The 17,552-nt window shown below is 46.6% G+C and carries 19 protein-coding genes; 5 read left to right on the plus strand and 14 right to left on the minus strand.

From position 1 onward, the window contains the following. Positions 1-29: 29 nt before the first annotated feature. The 5 genes from QUB25_RS23335 to QUB25_RS23355 form a co-directional block, all read right to left on the minus strand. Positions 30-992 (minus strand): hypothetical protein, encoded by a 963-nt coding sequence (locus QUB25_RS23335; RefSeq protein ID WP_333186606.1) that lies wholly within the window; start codon positions 990-992, stop codon positions 30-32. Then, positions 970-1,164, minus strand: coding sequence for a hypothetical protein (locus QUB25_RS23340; RefSeq protein WP_333186609.1), 195 nt, complete (start codon positions 1,162-1,164; stop codon positions 970-972). Before QUB25_RS23340 ends, QUB25_RS23335 begins: the two co-directional genes overlap by 23 nt. A gap of 12 nt (positions 1,165-1,176) precedes the next feature. Next, on the minus strand, positions 1,177-1,383 hold the full coding sequence (locus QUB25_RS23345) for a DUF433 domain-containing protein (RefSeq protein ID WP_333186611.1): 207 nt from the start codon (positions 1,381-1,383) through the stop codon (positions 1,177-1,179). 132 nt (positions 1,384-1,515) lie between these two features. Next, a complete protein-coding gene (locus QUB25_RS23350) occupies positions 1,516-1,728 on the minus strand; it encodes a Uma2 family endonuclease (RefSeq protein ID WP_333186614.1) in 213 nt (70 codons plus the stop codon). Between the two features lie 7 nt (positions 1,729-1,735). After that, entirely contained in the window at positions 1,736-2,044 is a 309-nt protein-coding gene (locus tag QUB25_RS23355) for a hypothetical protein (RefSeq protein WP_333186616.1), read from the minus strand. 46 nt (positions 2,045-2,090) lie between these two features. Between QUB25_RS23355 and QUB25_RS23360 the strand changes: the two genes are divergently transcribed. The 3 genes from QUB25_RS23360 to QUB25_RS23370 all read left to right on the plus strand — a co-directional run bounded on the left by QUB25_RS23360 (position 2,091) and on the right by QUB25_RS23370 (position 4,010). Then, on the plus strand, positions 2,091-2,450 hold the full coding sequence (locus QUB25_RS23360) for a substrate-binding domain-containing protein (protein ID WP_333186659.1): 360 nt from the start codon (positions 2,091-2,093) through the stop codon (positions 2,448-2,450). A gap of 233 nt (positions 2,451-2,683) precedes the next feature. After that, positions 2,684-3,322, plus strand: coding sequence for a lysophospholipid acyltransferase family protein (locus tag QUB25_RS23365; protein WP_333064137.1), 639 nt, complete (start codon positions 2,684-2,686; stop codon positions 3,320-3,322). Between the two features lie 154 nt (positions 3,323-3,476). Then, complete coding sequence (locus QUB25_RS23370; RefSeq protein ID WP_333186619.1) at positions 3,477-4,010, plus strand: hypothetical protein; 534 nt, start codon at positions 3,477-3,479, stop codon at positions 4,008-4,010. 273 nt (positions 4,011-4,283) lie between these two features. Here the strand turns inward: QUB25_RS23370 and QUB25_RS23375 are convergent, their stop codons facing one another. From QUB25_RS23375 to QUB25_RS23410, 8 genes are all read right to left on the minus strand, one after another. Next, positions 4,284-4,823, minus strand: a complete 540-nt coding sequence (locus tag QUB25_RS23375) for a GAF domain-containing protein (RefSeq protein WP_333186622.1) — start codon at positions 4,821-4,823, stop codon at positions 4,284-4,286. Between the two features lie 176 nt (positions 4,824-4,999). Then, complete coding sequence (locus tag QUB25_RS23380) at positions 5,000-5,590, minus strand: YdcF family protein (protein ID WP_333186624.1); 591 nt, start codon at positions 5,588-5,590, stop codon at positions 5,000-5,002. Between the two features lie 734 nt (positions 5,591-6,324). Beyond that, complete coding sequence (locus QUB25_RS23385; protein ID WP_333186627.1) at positions 6,325-7,155, minus strand: GUN4 domain-containing protein; 831 nt, start codon at positions 7,153-7,155, stop codon at positions 6,325-6,327. Positions 7,156-7,305: 150 nt separating this feature from the next. Then, complete coding sequence (locus tag QUB25_RS23390; RefSeq protein WP_333064131.1) at positions 7,306-8,448, minus strand: hybrid sensor histidine kinase/response regulator; 1,143 nt, start codon at positions 8,446-8,448, stop codon at positions 7,306-7,308. A gap of 150 nt (positions 8,449-8,598) precedes the next feature. After that, on the minus strand, positions 8,599-11,253 hold the full coding sequence (locus QUB25_RS23395) for a GAF domain-containing protein (protein WP_333039485.1): 2,655 nt from the start codon (positions 11,251-11,253) through the stop codon (positions 8,599-8,601). Between the two features lie 585 nt (positions 11,254-11,838). After that, the gene (locus QUB25_RS23400; RefSeq protein WP_333186631.1) at positions 11,839-12,972 is read right to left on the minus strand and encodes a glycosyltransferase; all 1,134 of its coding nucleotides are present in this window, start codon (positions 12,970-12,972) and stop codon (positions 11,839-11,841) included. A 713-nt stretch (positions 12,973-13,685) separates the two neighbouring features. After that, entirely contained in the window at positions 13,686-14,834 is a 1,149-nt protein-coding gene (locus QUB25_RS23405; protein ID WP_333039493.1) for an NAD-dependent epimerase/dehydratase family protein, read from the minus strand. A gap of 110 nt (positions 14,835-14,944) precedes the next feature. After that, on the minus strand, positions 14,945-15,535 hold the full coding sequence (locus QUB25_RS23410) for a chromophore lyase CpcT/CpeT (RefSeq protein WP_333064124.1): 591 nt from the start codon (positions 15,533-15,535) through the stop codon (positions 14,945-14,947). A gap of 199 nt (positions 15,536-15,734) precedes the next feature. On the opposite strand from QUB25_RS23410, the gene QUB25_RS23415 reads away from it, so the two are divergent. After that, a complete protein-coding gene (locus QUB25_RS23415; protein WP_333186636.1) occupies positions 15,735-15,959 on the plus strand; it encodes a KTSC domain-containing protein in 225 nt (74 codons plus the stop codon). Positions 15,960-16,258: 299 nt separating this feature from the next. Here QUB25_RS23415 and petL read toward each other — a convergent pair whose 3' ends face one another. Next, complete coding sequence (gene petL, locus QUB25_RS23420; protein ID WP_006633742.1) at positions 16,259-16,360, minus strand: cytochrome b6-f complex subunit PetL; 102 nt, start codon at positions 16,358-16,360, stop codon at positions 16,259-16,261. A gap of 77 nt (positions 16,361-16,437) precedes the next feature. Here petL and aroB point away from each other — a divergent pair, with 77 nt between their 5' ends. Next, a complete protein-coding gene (gene aroB, locus QUB25_RS23425; RefSeq protein ID WP_333064122.1) occupies positions 16,438-17,532 on the plus strand; it encodes a 3-dehydroquinate synthase in 1,095 nt (364 codons plus the stop codon). Positions 17,533-17,552: the final 20 nt, after the last annotated feature.

Genomic DNA, 17,552 nt, shown 5'->3' on the forward strand with positions numbered 1-17,552 from the left:
GACAGTAGAGCCTATTGTCTGCGATCGCCCTACCTCCTCACTGGCTCAAATCCCTGCACAAAACTTATCCAGCGTGGTACTTTATCACCTGTAATATCTAGGATGGGAATGTTGAAACTTCTGACATCAGGGCGACCAATTTCACCAGCCGAAAAAGTAATATTCGTAGGTTCCGACTTACCTAAACCATAGGCACTAGCTATTTGATTAGCAAGTCGGCAGGTTATTTCAAAACTTCCCATATTAATCCTGCCACCTCCAGCCGCGTAATTCCATGTAATACCGGGTGTTAAAGTCCCCTCCTGACACATAAAGTGAGTGACTTCAAACATTTTAGAAATGTGAACATCATATCGCCTTAAGCGTCCTCCATAAGCCGATGCTGTGGTATCCCTTTCTGGTACTACAATCGATCCAAATCCTTCGTCAAAACCAAGCTTCATCGGCAGCGCTGTGGAACTTGTAAGCGGTTGACTCGCTTGAGGTTGTACGCGGGTTGGTGACATCTGTATTGGTTTGACAAATTGACTATTAGCGCGAATAAAACAACCTTGCGCCGCACCAGCAGTGTAGGTTTTTCCTACAAAAAGCCAAGGTAAACCCCTGGTATCACGGAAAGTAACACCAGCATTACCAGGAAAGCTTTCAAAACGCTGTCCCTGTTTTAAAACACCAACTACAGACCAATTAAAAACATCAAATGGAGTGCGGTTGTCAACACGCATAAATTCTTCAAAAGAAGAATTCATGCGACAATTTAACCCCTTTGGGTCTGAGTCTACTACTTCCCAATAAGTATGATAAGTTCTTCCTATATAATCCCCTTGATTATTAGGACTTGGGAGAGGTGCAGTAGAACCCAGTTTAGCTGTTCCTAATACCAGAAAAGTTGCCAGAGTAATGGTGTTTAATTCTTTTAACATGGGTATCACTTTTAAAACACTATATCCATCATAGTATTTAATGATTTTATGATACATTAACTCTATCATACTTTAGTATGAAAAACTCTAGCTTAGACTTAAACTTCGCCTTAGCCGCTCGAAGCTTTTCCCATGCAGCTTCCGTTCCGGGTTTTGGTGGTTGGGCGGCAATTCTAGCAATCAGATCGCGATTTTTTTCTTCGTAGTACAACCGCAGTTCCTCAGCTTCCTTAAGAACCATTTGATACTCAGCTTAAACATCAGCGCGATTTGCCTCAATATAAGCTAAAGCCGCATTAATTTGTTCCTCTGTAAGGTCAAACAATCCCCTGATAAACTTAGGCGGATATTGAGCCGTCACATAGTCCATAATGTCGTAGATAGTGATGCGCGTACCTGCGAGCGTCAGTCCTCTTTCTGTACGGATGATAGCTGTTTTTTCGTTAGATATGTTTGTCATGCTTATCGCCTCCTCGAAGTTATCTTTATATTAATATCTGATTACCCGCAATTTTTGGATTCGGTCTTACTAACTGCCTATGTTAAATTATCAATAATACTCGCAATTTTCCAGAGTCCGATCGCACTTTCATTAAAAAGCCAGTTTTTGAAATAACTCCGCAACCGGAAGAGTAAAGCCTGAGACGATTTCTTCGCCATCTAGGGAATCAGCAGACTTGAGCAGGCGATCGGGATCTTGGGACGATCGATACACCAACACATACTGTTTTTTAGGATAAATCACCCAAACTAAACGCGCTCCATTTTCAAAAAATTCTACGAGTTTGTCGTGAATTTCAACCACTATATTGCTAAGAAAAAGGATTTCTACTCGCAGTACGCTCTGGTTTCCCTAAACCATAAGTATTAGCAATATCGCTAGCCAACTGACAGTTTATTCTGAATTGCCCCATGTCAATTTTACCATTTCCGGCGCGGTAATACCAAGTTCTATCGCCAGCTTTGGGTATCTCCTGACAGTCCGAATATGTCACCTCAAACATCTTGGCGATATGCAAGTCATAGAGGTGCAACTGACCCCCATAAGCAGATTTTGTCGTATTGGTTTCTGACACCGTAAGGGTATAAGTTCCTCCGCTCAAGTTCAAGATAATCTTCAAGGAAAATACTCAAGACTCGTCGAAAGTCGGCGGCACGGCGACCCAGATTAAAGTAATTAACAGACCTGCAGTTAGCTGCACTCACCAAAAGTTTAAAGAACAAGTGCTCGGAGGTAGCGAGTTTGCCACGGCGCCAAATGTTACCCTCGATCAACGAGATGCGACAACTCCCCTGCTGCAAGTCTTAGGCAAGAACGGCATTGATTATGCCACATTCGCTCAAGTAGTCAATCAGAGAACGGTGCGCGTTGTTCCAGTCAACTGTGCGACGCCGGATGCGGGTAATTATCCTTACAAGCGGCAGTTGTACTACGCCTACAAAAATCCTCCTAGCCAAGCAGTTAAGGATTTCTTGGGCTATGCGACTTCTTCGGAAGGACAAAAAGCTATGCTGGCCAGAAATTGAGCCTTTGCAAACCTCCGACCTTCAGTGAAATAGTCCACCAGACTGAAGTCTGGCGCTACACAACCTTGCGTCCGCGCCGGCGGACTTCTTCTTTAACCCACGTAGGTGGGTTTTGTGTGTGTAGACGCGGTTTCCAAGCGCAGGCAACCCTACAAACCTCAAAATACTATTCATTTGTCATTGCTGAACTGATAGGCTAATATTCGATGTAATTTAAAACTTAAGGTTTTTCTGTGAGCAAAAGTCGCGAACCCGTCGAAAGTTTACTTCTCTACTATTTATTCAAATGGTCAATTGTCAGCCCGATGCTGCACCTTTACTTTCGAGGCCGCATCTACGGTGCAGAAAATGTTCCGACAGAAGGGCCTGTGGTAGTAGTCAGCAATCACGCCAGCGATTTTGACCCGCCGATTTTGTCGAATTGCATGAGGCGGCCTGTGGCATTTATGGCAAAGGAAGAGTTATTTAAAGTTCCTATTTTGAAGCAGGCAATTACGCTTTACGGTGCTTACCCAGTCAAGCGGGAAAGTGCCGATCGCAGTGCCATTCGATCGGCTATCCAATCTTTGGAAAATGGCTGGGCGACGGGTGTATTTTTGCAGGGAACTCGCACGCCAGATGGCAGAATTACTGAACCGAAATTAGGTGCTGCGCTGATAGCTGCTAAGGCAAAAGCGCCGCTGTTACCTGTTAGTTTGTGGGGAACTCACGCGATTTCGTCGAAAGGTTCGGGAATTCCGCGTCCGGTGCCGCTGACGGTGCGAATTGGCAAGCTAATTGAAGCGCCCGGTTCCTCGGATCGCGAGGAGTTGCAAGCGCTGACTCAAAGATGTGCGATCGAGATTAATGCCATGCACGATTTGGGTCGCTGATTTTATAACTTTTGTTGCTGTTTTTCAGGTTATATCTACAGATAGATGAATGCTGAAGATAAACATCGAAAAATATCAATATAAGTGATTGAAAACAAGCGCAATAATTAGGCTTGAATTTGAGTTTAATTGGACAGGAGATAAGAAGAAAGATATGGTAACAAGCAATCAAACCCGCGCGTTGGGATTGTTTTCTAACCGCGAAGATGCGGAGCAAGCTCTGACAGAATTGAAATCTTCCGGGTTTCCAATGGATAAAGTTTCGGTTGTTGCTAGGGATGCAGGCGAGTCTATAGGCGAGACTGAAACGATCGCTCAGGTGGGCGATAAAAATCTAGACACAGGAGCAGGAGTGGTAGCAGACACTCTGACAAATAGTGCTTTAGCCACCGTGCTAGTGGGTCTCGGAAGTTTAGCTATTCCCGGAATCGGGCCGATGATTGCAGCGGGCACTTTGGGCGCCTCACTGGTGGCTAGCGTAGCAAGCACTGGCGTCTCGGCAGTGGCTTTCGGTGGAGTGGTGAAGGCCTTGACTGACTTGGGAATTCCCGAAGAAACAGCTAGAATTTACACCGATCGCCTGCGGGCAGGCGATTATTTGGTGGTAGTAGATGGCGCTGAGGATGATATTAGTCGGGCTCAAGGGATTTTCAGCAGTCGGGGCATTCAAAATTGGGGCGTTTTTTAAACAAGAATTGTGCACCGAGTCTATCCCTAGGGCGATGCACACCTCACCATTGGTGAGAACAGTCCGCTCAAATTTAGTACCAGACTTTTCGGTGAAAATTAGCGCATCGATCCCCCCTAACTAAAAAAGGGGGGAACCGGAAACGGTGTTTCGTCCCCCGGGAAGGGTATTGAGATTCGACTAAAACCGCGATTCTAGACGCGGTTTTAGTCTGAACTGGACATTCATTCATTGCCCACGCGCTCCCTACAGGTAAATTATTGATTTTTATCGCTAATCTTTTGATGCTGAGGCGGTGACATAAGCGACAGCTAAAGGCGAAATTTTTTCTGTAACTGCTGCGATAACTTGGCGATCGAAGTCAGTCCAAACTCTGGGGCGATCGAACATACAAGGCTGCAAAACCCCCCACAATAAGCCGTCAGCACAAAGGTGAGCGTGAATCAAAGCTCGATGTCCGAACTCTTTTGCCTCAAAATTTTTGTTGACAACTTCAGGATTTGCTGTTTCAACATCCTCAACAAAAATCGAAGGTTCAGTTCGCAAAGCTGCTGCAAACAAAGGGTCTTCTTCCCCTAAAGATTCCGGTTCTTTTTTCCATTCTGCGTCCCAAACCTCTGGAATGTTCGAGTTGTGACGCCAGCAGTAAGGTACTCTGCCCATTTGCGTTTCAGGATTGCGGAGGTAGAGAAAGACCCGATCGCAATTTAACACCTCCCCTAAAGCCGGCACCAAAGCCGAAAAAACAGCATTCGGCGTTTTGCTGTCACTCAAAATTTGCTCTAGAACTTGTGGCAGAATTTGGTCGGTCATTAACTTTAGCTTTTGAAGTTCATCTACTAATTTTAAACTACTCCTTCTTTTCTCTTCTCTCCTTTTACCCATTTGTTATCAGCGTCTTCCCGATGTCTTAAATCGCTATAGAAGACAAGTTTTAAAACCAGAGGGAATGGGAAAAAATTTAAAACTTGCTCAATGCTTTCCTTTGTTTATTCAATTCTGGCTTGGCTGAAGTTAGCACCCGTATAACCGGTTGTCAGCCAAAGAATAGCCCTAGCGCCGTCGCGAATAGCTTTTTCCACCGGTTCGGGGGTTCGCCCAGACGGAACTGCCACAGGCTTAAAGGTAATGCCTCGACTGCCGAGTACGATTTCGCCGATAATCTGAGCTCGCCGCATATGATCGTCAGAAGTGATCAGATACACGCTCTCAATCCCTTGAGCTTTCAATTCATCTACCAGGGTGGTAAAATTTGTTACCGTGTCCACCGCTCTGTAGTCTAAGTGCAGGCGATCGGACTCAATTCCCGCTTCTGAAAATACCCATTCCGCGAACTCCGGATTGCTCCCAGACGACACCCAAATCGGCAATTCAGGATGAGCCCGAGCAAATTTGGCGGCAAACACCTCTCGCTCCGTAGCCCCACCTAGAACTAACAAAGCTTGGGGTCTCTGAAATTCGCTCTTAACCTGCTGATAGCCAAACCAGCACGCCGTCAAAAGCCCTACTAGGAACCAAAAACTGCGTGAAGTGTTCAAACGCTTGTAACGCTGCGTGTTTGAGTTGATTCTTAACCACATCTAAACCTATAAAAATTTTATGTAACTCACAAAGGAACCATAACAAAAAATACCGCACGTATAGCCCACTAACAGGAATTAAAAATTAAAATTAAAAAAAGGGTCGGGGGATCATAGATTTTAGATTTTAGATTTTAGATTTTAGATTTTAGATTGACTCTACGCTTGTGGTGGGGCTTAAACAGGTGATTTTAGATTTTAGATTTTAGATTTCAGATGGATTCTATAGATGTTCTGCGTAAGTCCTCATCTTCAAGCAAGTATTCGTCTGTGGGCGAATTCGTTAGCGGATATGCAAAAAAGAGGGGCAAAACTTAGGCTTACCCCTCCTGCTGTTAATTTTTCTTGATTTTTAACGGGACTGGCCGGGTTCGAACCGGCGACCTAGCGCTTCAGATTTGTGTGAGTTTCCCCACTCTCTGGACTATACCTTCACCATATGCTTGCAGCTTTTAGGTGGTGACCGTCTAGTCTCTAAACCTTCCTGATTTCAATATAGGCGATTGTTTAATCGCCCTGAACTCAGGCTTGGCTTGGTATTGCCTTAGAGTTATAGGAATCCACGAACTCTTTAGGTTTCACCAAATTTGACCACATTCACTCCCAGAGTTTCCTCGCAGGGTGCCCGATGCTTCAGGAGGCGCTTGCTCTATCCATCTGAGCCACAGCCCCAGTTGCTAAACCGTTTTGATTATAGCAGTTAATGTCGATTTTGAATTTTTTATTTTCGATGATTAGCGATCGCACGCTACCAATTTCGCAGCGATGCGGGCAAAGTTTTCTGCTGCCGTGAGTTTACCAGCACCGTAACAGGCGCGCTGTCTCCATGCGGTGACGGGGAGATGTCCGGGGGGAGCATCTTCGTTGAAGGAGAGCTCGCTGTAATATTTCCAATTTTCCTTGACTCGCCAGCCGACTCGATCGCAAAATTCAGTATAATTTGCCTCGGTACTTTCCCAAATCTGCTGCTGCACGCTTAACCCAAACCGCCCGCTGCTGTATTGTTGCCAAAGTTGGTCGATCGTGCGAAGGTCTGTAAGAGGAAAACTGTCAATATCGGCTGCACTCAGCCAGCCTTCGTCTTGCCTGACAGCGATTTGCAGCAAGATTTCCCAAGTGTGTTCATCAGCTTTGCGCCATTTTCCGGTTTCTAATAGCTTTGTCAGTTGGCGGTAGTCCATCCCCACTTCCGAGATAGCGGGAGTTTTGTCAGGTATGGCGCCGATTTTGTCTTCTAGTCGCAGTAGAGTGCTGACAATCAATTCGGGGTTGAGTTGTTCGAGGCGGTACAGAACCCATTCTAACTGAGATTGAATGTACGTGCGGGCGATCGCACCTTCCTGAAATTCGCTCTGCAACTCATCAAATTTAGCTGACCAATTTTGTTGATTGCGAGCCAATTCCCACATTTGTTTGGCCCACTGCAATCTAACTTGTTCTTTTTTTAAATAAGTTTTGGAAGGCTTAGCACGTTCCGGGTAGGGAGTCAAATCCCAGCCGCAAATCGAGCAAAACTCTGCTTTTTCTTCTATGTATTCAGCACCGCACACTGGACAGTTAGACATATTGCCATAAATTCGGTTGCCAAGTAATTATATGACATCGCGTAAATTCACCCTAATTCTATTAGGTACGCACTTTGCACCCTACAATGAGAGTTTTTCTGTACTAATGTGGGCATTTAGCACCCGAAAGTTAGAGTTATTTATACCGCTCTAACAAGGCAAGCGAATAGTAAACAAACTGCCTTTGCCCAAATCTGATTTTACCTCGATCGTCCCGCGGTGAGCTTCGACAATTTGCCGACAGAGGTGTAGTCCCAAACCTGTAGCGGATCTCTTGTGAGTTCCCGAACCAAACCTTTCAAATAACTTTGCTTTTTCGGTGGGAGAAATACCGGCACCAGTGTCTTTTATTTCTATTATTACCCATGCCAGCGGTTGGTTTTTGAAGCTCGTATAAGCAGGTGAATTGGCAGCTTTTAAGCTGACATCTATTGAGCCGTTGTCGGTGAATTTAATCGCATTTCCGATGAGATTTGTCAGCAAGCGGTGGAGTTCCAGACGATCGCCCGGATACTTCGCAATCGGTGCACTTTCTGCACTTTCTGTCAAGTCTAAATTTACCGACAAACCTTTAGCATCCGCTAGGGGAGCTAGTTCTTCAGCTACCTCAGTAATAAGCTGGCGCAAGTCCACTGCAGCGAAACTTAGGGATTTGGCGCCTGCTTCGTAGCGGTAGACTTCCAGCAGCATATTTACGAGCGCGATCAGGTTTTTGTTGCTGCGAACCATCGTCCCGAAAGCGTCGCGCATGGGAAGGGAAATTTCTCCCAAAGCTCCCTGCTGCATTAAAGTTAGCATTCGATCGGCTGCTACGAGGGGCGTCCGCAAGTCGTGAGCGAGTCGGGAGACAAAATCTTCGCGCTGGAGGGCGATCGAATTGCGCTCGTCTACGCTGTGTTTTAGTCGCAGGAGCGATCGAACCCTCGCCAGCAGTTCATCCATTTCGACTGGTTTGCGGATGAAATCGTCTGCTCCCATGTCCAATCCCTGCACTACGCTCGCACTGTCGTGAGCAGTGATCAGCAAAATCGGCATAAACGGCAATTCCTTATTTTCTCGGATTCGTTTAGTGACTTCGTAACCATCCATTCCCGGCATCATCACGTCTAGCAGTACCAAATCCGGGGCTGACTTGTCAATTTGACTCAAGGCAGAAAAGCCGTTTTCCGCCGTGCTAATTTCGTAACCTTCTTCTTCTAGGATTGTCTGAACCAACAAAACATTATCTGGTGCGTCGTCTACCACCAGAATGCGATCGGCTTTTGTGGCATTCGGAACAGATAAATAACTCATTTAATTGTTAGCCTGGAAATAAATACTAACTTTAATATGCCATCCGATTTATCATTTCACATTTTTACACTTGTTAACTCTGTCATAAGGAAGATTTAAAATCTTTATCAAATCTTTTTACTTTTGAGCACTCGGATGTAATATGAGCTACTACTTGGTTGTCATCCTATGCACACCGTCCCAATCATCGGGCGGGGGTACTTCCAAATAGCTCAGGGATCGATCGAGGTGAACTTCCACAGGTCGATCGCTGGGTCGCATTGCTAAAGCCGCTTCAAAATAACTAATAGCTTTCTGAAAGTTTCTAGCAATATAAGCATCCCTACCGTTACTGTAAAGTTCCAAAAACCGAAGGGTTTCCCCATCAATTGGTTCAGAACTATTTTGCAGCAACTCGTAAATACCAACTGGCTGATTTTTGCCCTTAACCCGCACCTTGTCTAACTCTCGCACCCAAATTCCTTCGCGACACAAACTGTATGTAAATTCGCTCAAAATTATATCGCATCCGTACTCCTTTGTAAGCTGTTCCAATCGCGAACTCAAATTCACCGCATCCCCGATTACCGTGTAATCCATGCGCTTTTGGGAACCAATATTTCCCGAAACCACTTCTCCAGAACTAATCCCGATTCCGAAGCGAAATGGATCTGCACCGGGGCGAGAATCATTAAACTCTTTCAAACGCCGGCGCATATCTAAAGCCGACTGCACCGCCATCCAACCGTGACTTTCCGGGGGATTCAGCGGCAGGGGCGCGCCGAAAACTGCCATTAAAGCATCGCCGATAAACTTGTCTAAAATGCCTTCGTAGTGGATAACGGCCTCCACCATCGTCTCAAAATATTCGTTCAGCAGAGATACCACATCGGACGCTCCCAAATTTTCGGTCAGCGTGGTATAGCCGCGAATGTCGGAAAATAAAATAGTCACTTCTTTGCGTTCGCCCACCATCAAGGCGCCTTCGCCCAAGGCCATCACTTTATCTACGACTCCAGGAGTCAGGTAGCGGTACATCGTATTTTTCATCCGCTTTTCGCGGCTGATGTCTTCGAGTACCACTAAACCGCCGCGCACTCCGCCCTCTGGATTTAGCAGCGGGTTGACCGTCAAATTCAAACTGCGTTCAATTACTTTAATTCGAGAGGCGGGGATGGGCAGCGGGCAATAAGGGTGATACAGGGCAGAATTTCGCAGGGCAAATAGAGATTGGGCATTAGCTAATTCTGCCAGCGCTACTTCCTCAGTCCACGCGCGGTTTTCGCCCCAAGCGTAATATAAAGTAGGCTCAGCGCGATCGGGCACAGCCAAAATATAACTTTCTTCTTCTTCTTTTTGTTGTTGGGAATTAAGTGTTTTTTCTACCAACAGTCCCACAGTTAAACTTTGTTCGGGAACGTAATGTCGGGCAGCATTTTTGAGACTGTCTTCTAGTCGAAATTGCAAATTGTCGATCGGCACAACTTCCCAAACATAGCGATTCACCAGTTTATCTTCCCAAATCTGGGGATTGTGTTTGCTTTTAGCTTGATTTACCGGACAGCCCAACAATTCTAGGGCTGCTTCATTGATAGTCACAACTCGCCCCTTCAAATCCGTGGAAATCACTGCATCAGAAAGACTTTGCAGCATATCTTTTTGATACTGCTTTTCCACCATCACGTTCTGAAACAGTTGAGAATTTTGCAACGCCATTCCCGCTTGGGAATTAAACGCTCGCAAAAACTCTTCGTCGGAAGGGGTGAAAGTACCTTGGTTCTTATTAATTAGCTGAGTTACCCCGATCAGCTCACCTTTAGCGTTATGCACTGGCATACACAAGACAGTCCGAGTGCGGTATCCCGTTTGCTGGTCTGTAGAGGGGTCAAAGCGGGGATCGTCGTAAGCATCTGTAATATTTAGAGGTTGACCAGTCGAAGCCACGTAGCCAGCAATTCCCCTATTCGCCGGAAGGCGGACTTCCATCATCGTTGTGCCGTCAGCCTTAGCTAATTTTGTCCAAAGTTCGTTGGTTTCCCGATTTAACAAAAATAGCGTGCTGCGATCGGCTTGCATCAAGTCGCGAGCTTGATCCATCACAGAGCGCAAAGTTGTTTCCAAGTCAAGACTTTGACCCAAAGTCGTGGTGGCTCTCAACAGTGCGGCAACCCCTCGCTGGTTGCGGGCCACGACGTAGAAAGACTGACAGCTTTCGAGAATAATCCCGATCGAATCTGCAAAAGCCTGGAACTGTTGTTCGTCTTCCTCGCTAAAGGAGACTTTGCCAGCTTTATTTAACAGTCTGACCACCGCTACGGGTTCCTCTTGGCTCTTACTGCTAAAAATTGGCATACAGAGCATGGTATCGATCTGGTAGCCCGGTGGTTCGTCTACTTCGGTATTAAAATACTCGTGCGATCGAGCTTCGGCGACATTAATCGATTTTCCGGTTGTTGCTACGTAGCCTAAAATGCCTGCATCCATAGGCAAGCGCACTTCTACATCCTCGCCCGTCAGTGGATCGAGTGTTTTGTGCCACAGTTGATTTTTGTTGGAGTCAACCAAAAAAATTGTTGTCCGGTCTGCTTGCAAAATTTGACCAATTTTGACAGTGAAGGCATCTAAAAGTTGCTCTAAGAGACTTTCGAGTGCTTCATTGTTAATCAGGTCCATCGCCCGGATAAATTGCTGAAATTCAGCCGTGATAAAGTCCAGCAGGCACACTAATTCAGGAACTGGCAGGCTCTTAACACGGGAGGTCAATGCCCCCATAAAATTGACTTGAGTCAGTGTAGCCAGAACGCTACCAGTATTGGAGAATGTCATGATTAACTGCTTGCTCAGAGGGATAGACTGACCGCAGGTCGATCGGCGCGAGATGCGACGGCGGTGCAAACTCTTGAATTTGTTTGCCAGGGCATCGGCACTCGCTTGTCGCTTTGATGAATCGTCGTGAGTTCAAAAGTGGCGCACGCAACTTCAGTTTGCTTGTTATGTATGCTCGATCGATCTTTTTTACAACCTCGATACTGATGAGGGTTCGTCAATTCAAGCTGAACTTGAGTTCGCAAAACTGAAGGCCTGAAAATTAGGTGACAGGCTTTAGTTCGATCGAGAGTGCAGTGTGGATTTGACGCTCTGTGCTCGGCCCCAGCGCGCGGTGTGACTGTTTTAGCGCACTCGGCGACCGTATCCGGTCAGGTAAAGGGCGCTATGAAAGCAGCGCGCAAGGCATTCCTACAGAGCTTACTCATAGTTTAATGGTAAACGCAACAGCAGGATAACGACGGTAATTTATGGATCAAAAAAGTTCGATCGGTCTTGGAAAACATCCCTGCTCGCTACCAACTGACGATCGAACAGCGAAGCTAAGCTGGCAGTGATGTTTAAAGGTGCTACAGATCCTGACATTTAGGCCGCTCTGGGCATGGACTCGGCAAACACCACTGATTGATAGTACCGCTGGAGTTGTGCGGCGGCGGCGGCCCAACCCCAGCGTTCGGCTTCTCGGCGAGCGTTTTGGCGCAGGGTTTCCCGTTCTTCGGGATTGGCAAACAGACGCTTGGTGGCAACCAGAGATCCTTCTTCGTCGGCGGGGTCAAATAAATATCCGTTAACACCGTCGGTGACGATATCGGGAATTCCGCCGCTGCGCGCCGCCACTACGGGCGTCCCCGCAGCCATTGCTTCTAGGAGCACTAAGCCCAGGGTTTCGGTGCGGGAGGGAAAAATGAAGGCGTCCGCCGATGCGTAAGCTGTTGCGAGTTCTTGCCCCTTGAGGTAGCCGACAAAATTGGTGGGGGTACCGGCAAAATATTGTTCCAGGGTTTGCCGGTGCGGGCCGTCTCCCACTAGGGCGAGGCGGGCGTCAGGAATCGCTGCGAGGACTGGTTTGATGCGTTCGATTTCTTTTTCTGCACCCAGGCGCCCGACGTACAGCAGCAGGGGACTGTCTGGGTTATTTTGAGAAAGGCGCGATCGCATTTCTCGACTTGCCAATTCCGGGACAAACATTTCAGTATCTACGCCCCGCTGCCACAAATCTACTCGCTCAATGCCGTGGGTTCTCAATTCCTCCACCATTGCTGTGGAAGTGCAGAGATTCAATTCTGCTTGGTTGTGCGCTCCTTTGAGCAGTTCCCACAATAAAGGTTCGAGGACTCCGAAACCGTAGTGGTGCAGGTATTTGGGCAAATGCGTGTGGTAAGAAGCCAAAATCGGAATGTTGAATTTTTTGCCGTAATATATACCCCCCAATCCCAAAATTGCGGGATTGACAACGTGAATAATATCCGGTTTAAACTGCTCTAATTGGCGACCGACAGCCGGAGAAGGAAGTGCCATTTTCAGTTCCGGGTACATCGGCAAAGGCAAACCCTCCACACCGTAAACTCGGGCGCCTTTGTATTCTTTAATCCCGTAATCTGGAGAAAATATCAGAACTTGTTCGCCCGCCCGCTGCAAGTGATCTACAGTGTGAATCAGGCGCGTCACAATGCCGTCTATTTTCGGCAGAAATGTTTCAGTGAACAGAGCAATTTTCATAAAAATAAGTTATTTAGGGAGCCGATAATCATAGCCAGGGGCCAAGGTCATCGCTAACAGGATACACTGTGTCGCGGGGAGTAAGTCATGGCGTGCGATCGGCTGCTTTTCTACACTTCTTCTTTCTGTTGCACTACCGCTTATTTCGAGCGAGAGGTTTTTGGGATAAAATGCCAATTCCCTGAATGCCAATTGATACAATTATCCCACCTAAAAGCCTTCCCACACTTTCGGTCAAGCAATTAATTCTGTGAATTTCCTGTGCTGTTCCGGCAATTTATCTTGCTTTTTAAGTGGCAGATAAGCCTTCGCTAACTCGCCACTAATTTAGATCGATCACTTGGCGTTACAGCAGCTCATTCAACTATTAAATAATAAGCACCAACTGCCCTCGCTGACAATCCCGGCAGAACCACCAAAAGCAACAGAACGAGAATTTGACTTTGTGTGGCTTTATTCCCCAAAAGCCTGCACAAAAAACCTTATGCCATTTGGCAATTAAGCGCAGAGGACGCATAGGACACAAAACAAAAGATCAAAAAGATAGATATGAAAAAATTAATCTACAACGAAATCCCTTCTGAACTTGCAAACATTTCTCTTCTCTTCCCTTCTTTTCTCTTACTTCGCGCCCTAGCGCTTACGCCCCGCTTCGCTAACGCGCCTTCGCGGTTCGTTAAACAATCTCTTACCCCGCAGGTAGATACCAGAACTTACTTCCAAGAAACCTTCGGCAAAATCTGGTTTTTATCGACACGGTGCTGATATTTTGTAGCAAAATTCAGCAGAGAATCGAGCAGGGAATCTGAGAGATAGTGCGGTTGCAAACCGAGGTCTAGCAAATTGGTGTTTTTGGCATTGAAATAATGTTCTTCTTTCTCGACTCTGGGATTTTCGATGTTGTTGATTTCTACTTTTAATCCCATTGCCATGCCTGCTTTTTGCACCAAGGAGGCTAAGTCGCCGACGCTGAATTGTTCGGTGAATTGGTTGAAGACGCGGAATTGTCCGGCTTCGGCGGGGTTGGCGATCGCCAATTCCACGCACCGCACGGTATCCCGAATGTCTAAGAAGCTGCGGGTTTGTCCGCCAGTGCCGTAAACGGTCAAAGGATGACCGATCGCAGCTTGGATGCAAAATCTGTTCAATGCTGTCCCGAATACTCCGTCGTAGTCCAAACGGTTGATCAACAGTTCATCCATGCCGGTTTCATCTGTGAGCACGCCGTAGACTACGCCCTGATTTAAGTCGGTGGCTCTTAAACCCCAGATTTTGCAAGCAAAATGGATGTTGTGGGAGTCGTGGACTTTTGACAGGTGGTAGAAACTGCCTGGTTGTTTGGGATAGGGTAGTGTATCCTTGCGGCCGTTGTGTTCGATCGTAATGTAGCCTTCTTCAATGTCAATATTCGGCGTGCCGTATTCGCCCATTGTCCCCAATTTCACTAGGTGACACTCGGGGAAGTCTTCGCGGATGGCGTACAGCAGGTTGAGTGTCCCGACGACGTTATTGACTTGGGTGAGGACTGCGTGTTCGCGATCGATCATTGAGAAAGGTGCCGAACGCTGTTCGCCGAAATGGACGATCGCCTCTGGTGCAAATTTTCTCATGCTTTTGCTGAGAAAATCGTAGTTGGTGATGTCACCGACGAACAAGTCGATCGACTTGCCCGTTAAATCTTGCCATCGCTGGAGTCGTTGCTGAATCGGTGCGATGGGAGTGAGGGTGTCGCTGCACAGTTCCAGATCCCAGTGCCGCCGCACGAAGCTGTCGAGGATGCCAACTTCGTAACCTTTGTTAGAAAGGTAGAGTGCGGTTGCCCAACCGCAATAGCCATCGCCACCAATAACCAGGACTTTCATAAATCAACGGTGAATCTTGCTTGCCAATACTGGGTTAATGTACCAGGTATTGGTGCATTCTGAACCTTTAATCAAGCGTGTTCGCCCAGGAAGGAGTCTGTTTTTTTAGATTAAACCTGAATTTCGTCGGCGAAACTGGCCCGGCGGGTGAATTCAAAAGGGCCGGCTTGGGCTCCCCAGACGTGGGCGTCGGTTTCTGGGTCACGTCCGCGATCGTGGCTAATAAATTTGTCTTGGTCAATCTCGAATTCACTGTCTAGATAGGTTTTTTTGCCCTTTCTGACCACCATGCAGCCTTTTCCGGGTTCGACAGACCCTTTGAAGCTGTTGCCCGTCCACTGCGTAATAAACGTGCAGCCCGGGAGCAGTGTTAGTTGTTCTTTTTTGATTTCTTGCAGCCGTTGCGGGTCGCGGGAAGCGCCGTAGAATTGTTCTTCGTTTTCTATGGCATAATTTTCGATGTCGATTCGATCGCCCACCGGGACTAATTTCAAAACTCGGACTCGGTACGGTACATTCAGTTCAATATCGTAGGCTTGTTCTAGATACAAGCTGAGCCCATCCAGAACTTTGATCGGCAAAGGCCTCATGCAAACGCGGATGTGGGCGAAGAATGGCGGGTTTTCAAAGGCTTGGGCTTGGTTGCTGAAATCGGCTGCCATCCAGCGGGCGAGGGTGACGATATCTGTGGAATGAGTCATTTCGATTTTAGATTTTAGATTTTAGATTTTGGATTGAGGGAGTAGAAATTATTTTAGGGGAAATTCAGGTGCGATCGCGCGCTACATCCCGGACTTCTGCGAAGTCGAGGATCTGGGTATTCTGTTTTTTTAGGCGGGCAAACTTAAATTGCAGGGCGATCGACTATAAATAGTTACATAAAAGCATCGCAGAATTACCATGAAACTAGAACCTGTTGAATCTAGCATGATCCAATCTGCTGGTTATGACGAGGAAAGCTACACCCTCGAAGTTGTTTTTAATAGTGGCAAAACCTATCGATACTTTGAAGTTCCCAAGACTGTCTACTTGGAACTGATGGAATCAGATTCCAAAGGTAGTTATATGCTATCTGACGTTATTGATTGTTTTCCCTCTGAACAATTAAAGAAACGGCGACGATAAGTACGGCATTAATCTCGGTTTGGGATACTTCTCATTTTCATCTTCTAGATAAGTGGGGAATCGAGCGATTTTAGATTTTAGATTTTAGATTTTAGATTTTAGATTTTAGATTGAAGCATTAACCAAATTACTTTCGAGAAAATATCAAATTAATCAATTATAGCCTCAAGTTAGATTAGTCGAAGCATTTGCGCCGTCAATCCAAAGATTTAATCAGAGATTGTTAGCGCAAATACTTTGTCGAACTGATACTTTTGCCAGAGATTAAATCCTCTGGTTCAGACATCTAAATTAGCAAATTAGATGAGTTTGACAGCTCGCAGACCAAACATCAGCACTGTCGCCAAGCCGATCATGCCGCCAAAAATCCCAAAATAAGTTATTGCTCCGCTAAGAGTCATTGCAATTTCTCCAAAACAATCAATAAAAAGACCTATAAGAACTATAATCTAAAATCTAATATCTAAATTAGATAAATATGCAATCCATAATTAAAGTTGACTTGGGGCCACAATCTTACAATGTTTGCGTGCGATCGGGCGGTTTAGACGAACTCGGCAGTCTGATGGGCGATCTAAGTTTGGGCAAAAAAGTGCTACTGGTGTCGAATCAGTCGATTTTTCGGCAGTACGGCGAAAGAGCAGCAGCAGCCCTCGAATCTGCCGGTCTGGAAGTCAGTAGCTGCATTTTACCACCGGGAGAACAGTACAAAACTTTAAATTCGGTGCAGAAAATTTACGGTGCGGCTTTAGCAAACCGTTTAGAACGTTCCTCGACAATGGTGGCTTTGGGCGGCGGGGTGGTGGGCGATATGACAGGTTTTGCTGCGGCGACTTGGCTGCGGGGAATTAATGTCGTGCAAGTTCCGACTTCGCTGCTGGCGATGGTTGATGCTTCTATTGGGGGCAAAACGGGGGTAAATCATCCTTTAGGGAAGAATTTAATCGGGGCTTTTCACCAGCCGCGCTTGGTTTTGATTGACCCGGATGTACTCAAAACTCTGCCGGCGAGGGAGTTTCGTTCGGCGATGGCGGAAGTCATCAAGTACGGGGTGATTTGGGATGCTGAACTTTTTGGGAAGTTGGAGAATTGCAAGCGTTTGGATCAAATGCGCTATGTGAAGGCGGATTTGTTGGCTGAAATTTTGAGTAGGTCTTGCCAAGCTAAGGCTGAGGTGGTCAGCAAAGACGAGAAGGAATCGGGTTTGCGGGCGATTTTGAATTACGGACACACAATCGGTCATGCTGTGGAAAGTTTGACCAATTACAAGGTGATTAATCACGGGGAAGGAGTGGCCATCGGCATGGCTGCATCAAGCCGGTTGGCTGTGGAGTTGGGAATGTGGGATGCTGAGTGCGATCGCCGCCAGTCTGCTTTGATTGAAAAAGCGGGTTTACCTGCCAAATTGCCGGCGGGTGTCGATGTTGAGGAAATTTTGCATACTTTGCAACTCGATAAGAAGGTGCAGGATGGCAAGGTGCGGTTTGTGCTGCCGGTGCGCTTGGGTGAGGCTGCTGTGAGCGATCGGGTGGATGGGGATTTAATTATACAAGTTTTGAAGGAAATGCTTTAGATTCTCGTTTTTCGGGGTGT

Origin of the sequence: Microcoleus sp. B3-D7, from assembly GCF_036705305.1 — a bacterium.
Classification (GTDB): Bacteria; Cyanobacteriota; Cyanobacteriia; order Cyanobacteriales; family Microcoleaceae; genus Microcoleus.

Bases quoted from the DNA above. Each gene is read 5' to 3' on its own strand.
- QUB25_RS23400 (WP_333186631.1), bottom strand. From the start codon at position 12,972: ATGAAAATTGCTCTGTTCACTGAAACATTTCTGCCGAAAATAGACGGC.
- QUB25_RS23380 (WP_333186624.1), bottom strand. From the start codon at position 5,590: ATGTGGTTAAGAATCAACTCAAACACGCAGCGTTACAAGCGTTTGAAC.
- QUB25_RS23370 (WP_333186619.1), top strand. From the start codon at position 3,477: ATGGTAACAAGCAATCAAACCCGCGCGTTGGGATTGTTTTCTAACCGC.
- QUB25_RS23410 (WP_333064124.1), bottom strand. From the start codon at position 15,535: ATGACTCATTCCACAGATATCGTCACCCTCGCCCGCTGGATGGCAGCC.
- QUB25_RS23345 (WP_333186611.1), bottom strand. From the start codon at position 1,383: ATGACAAACATATCTAACGAAAAAACAGCTATCATCCGTACAGAAAGA.
- QUB25_RS23385 (WP_333186627.1), bottom strand. From the start codon at position 7,155: ATGTCTAACTGTCCAGTGTGCGGTGCTGAATACATAGAAGAAAAAGCA.
- QUB25_RS23395 (WP_333039485.1), bottom strand. From the start codon at position 11,253: ATGACATTCTCCAATACTGGTAGCGTTCTGGCTACACTGACTCAAGTC.
- QUB25_RS23335 (WP_333186606.1), bottom strand. From the start codon at position 992: ATGATAGAGTTAATGTATCATAAAATCATTAAATACTATGATGGATAT.
- QUB25_RS23415 (WP_333186636.1), top strand. From the start codon at position 15,735: ATGAAACTAGAACCTGTTGAATCTAGCATGATCCAATCTGCTGGTTAT.
- aroB (WP_333064122.1), top strand. From the start codon at position 16,438: ATGCAATCCATAATTAAAGTTGACTTGGGGCCACAATCTTACAATGTT.
- QUB25_RS23340 (WP_333186609.1), bottom strand. From the start codon at position 1,164: ATGGTTCTTAAGGAAGCTGAGGAACTGCGGTTGTACTACGAAGAAAAA.
- QUB25_RS23405 (WP_333039493.1), bottom strand. From the start codon at position 14,834: ATGAAAGTCCTGGTTATTGGTGGCGATGGCTATTGCGGTTGGGCAACC.
- QUB25_RS23375 (WP_333186622.1), bottom strand. From the start codon at position 4,823: ATGACCGACCAAATTCTGCCACAAGTTCTAGAGCAAATTTTGAGTGAC.
- petL (WP_006633742.1), bottom strand. From the start codon at position 16,360: ATGACTCTTAGCGGAGCAATAACTTATTTTGGGATTTTTGGCGGCATG.
- QUB25_RS23390 (WP_333064131.1), bottom strand. From the start codon at position 8,448: ATGAGTTATTTATCTGTTCCGAATGCCACAAAAGCCGATCGCATTCTG.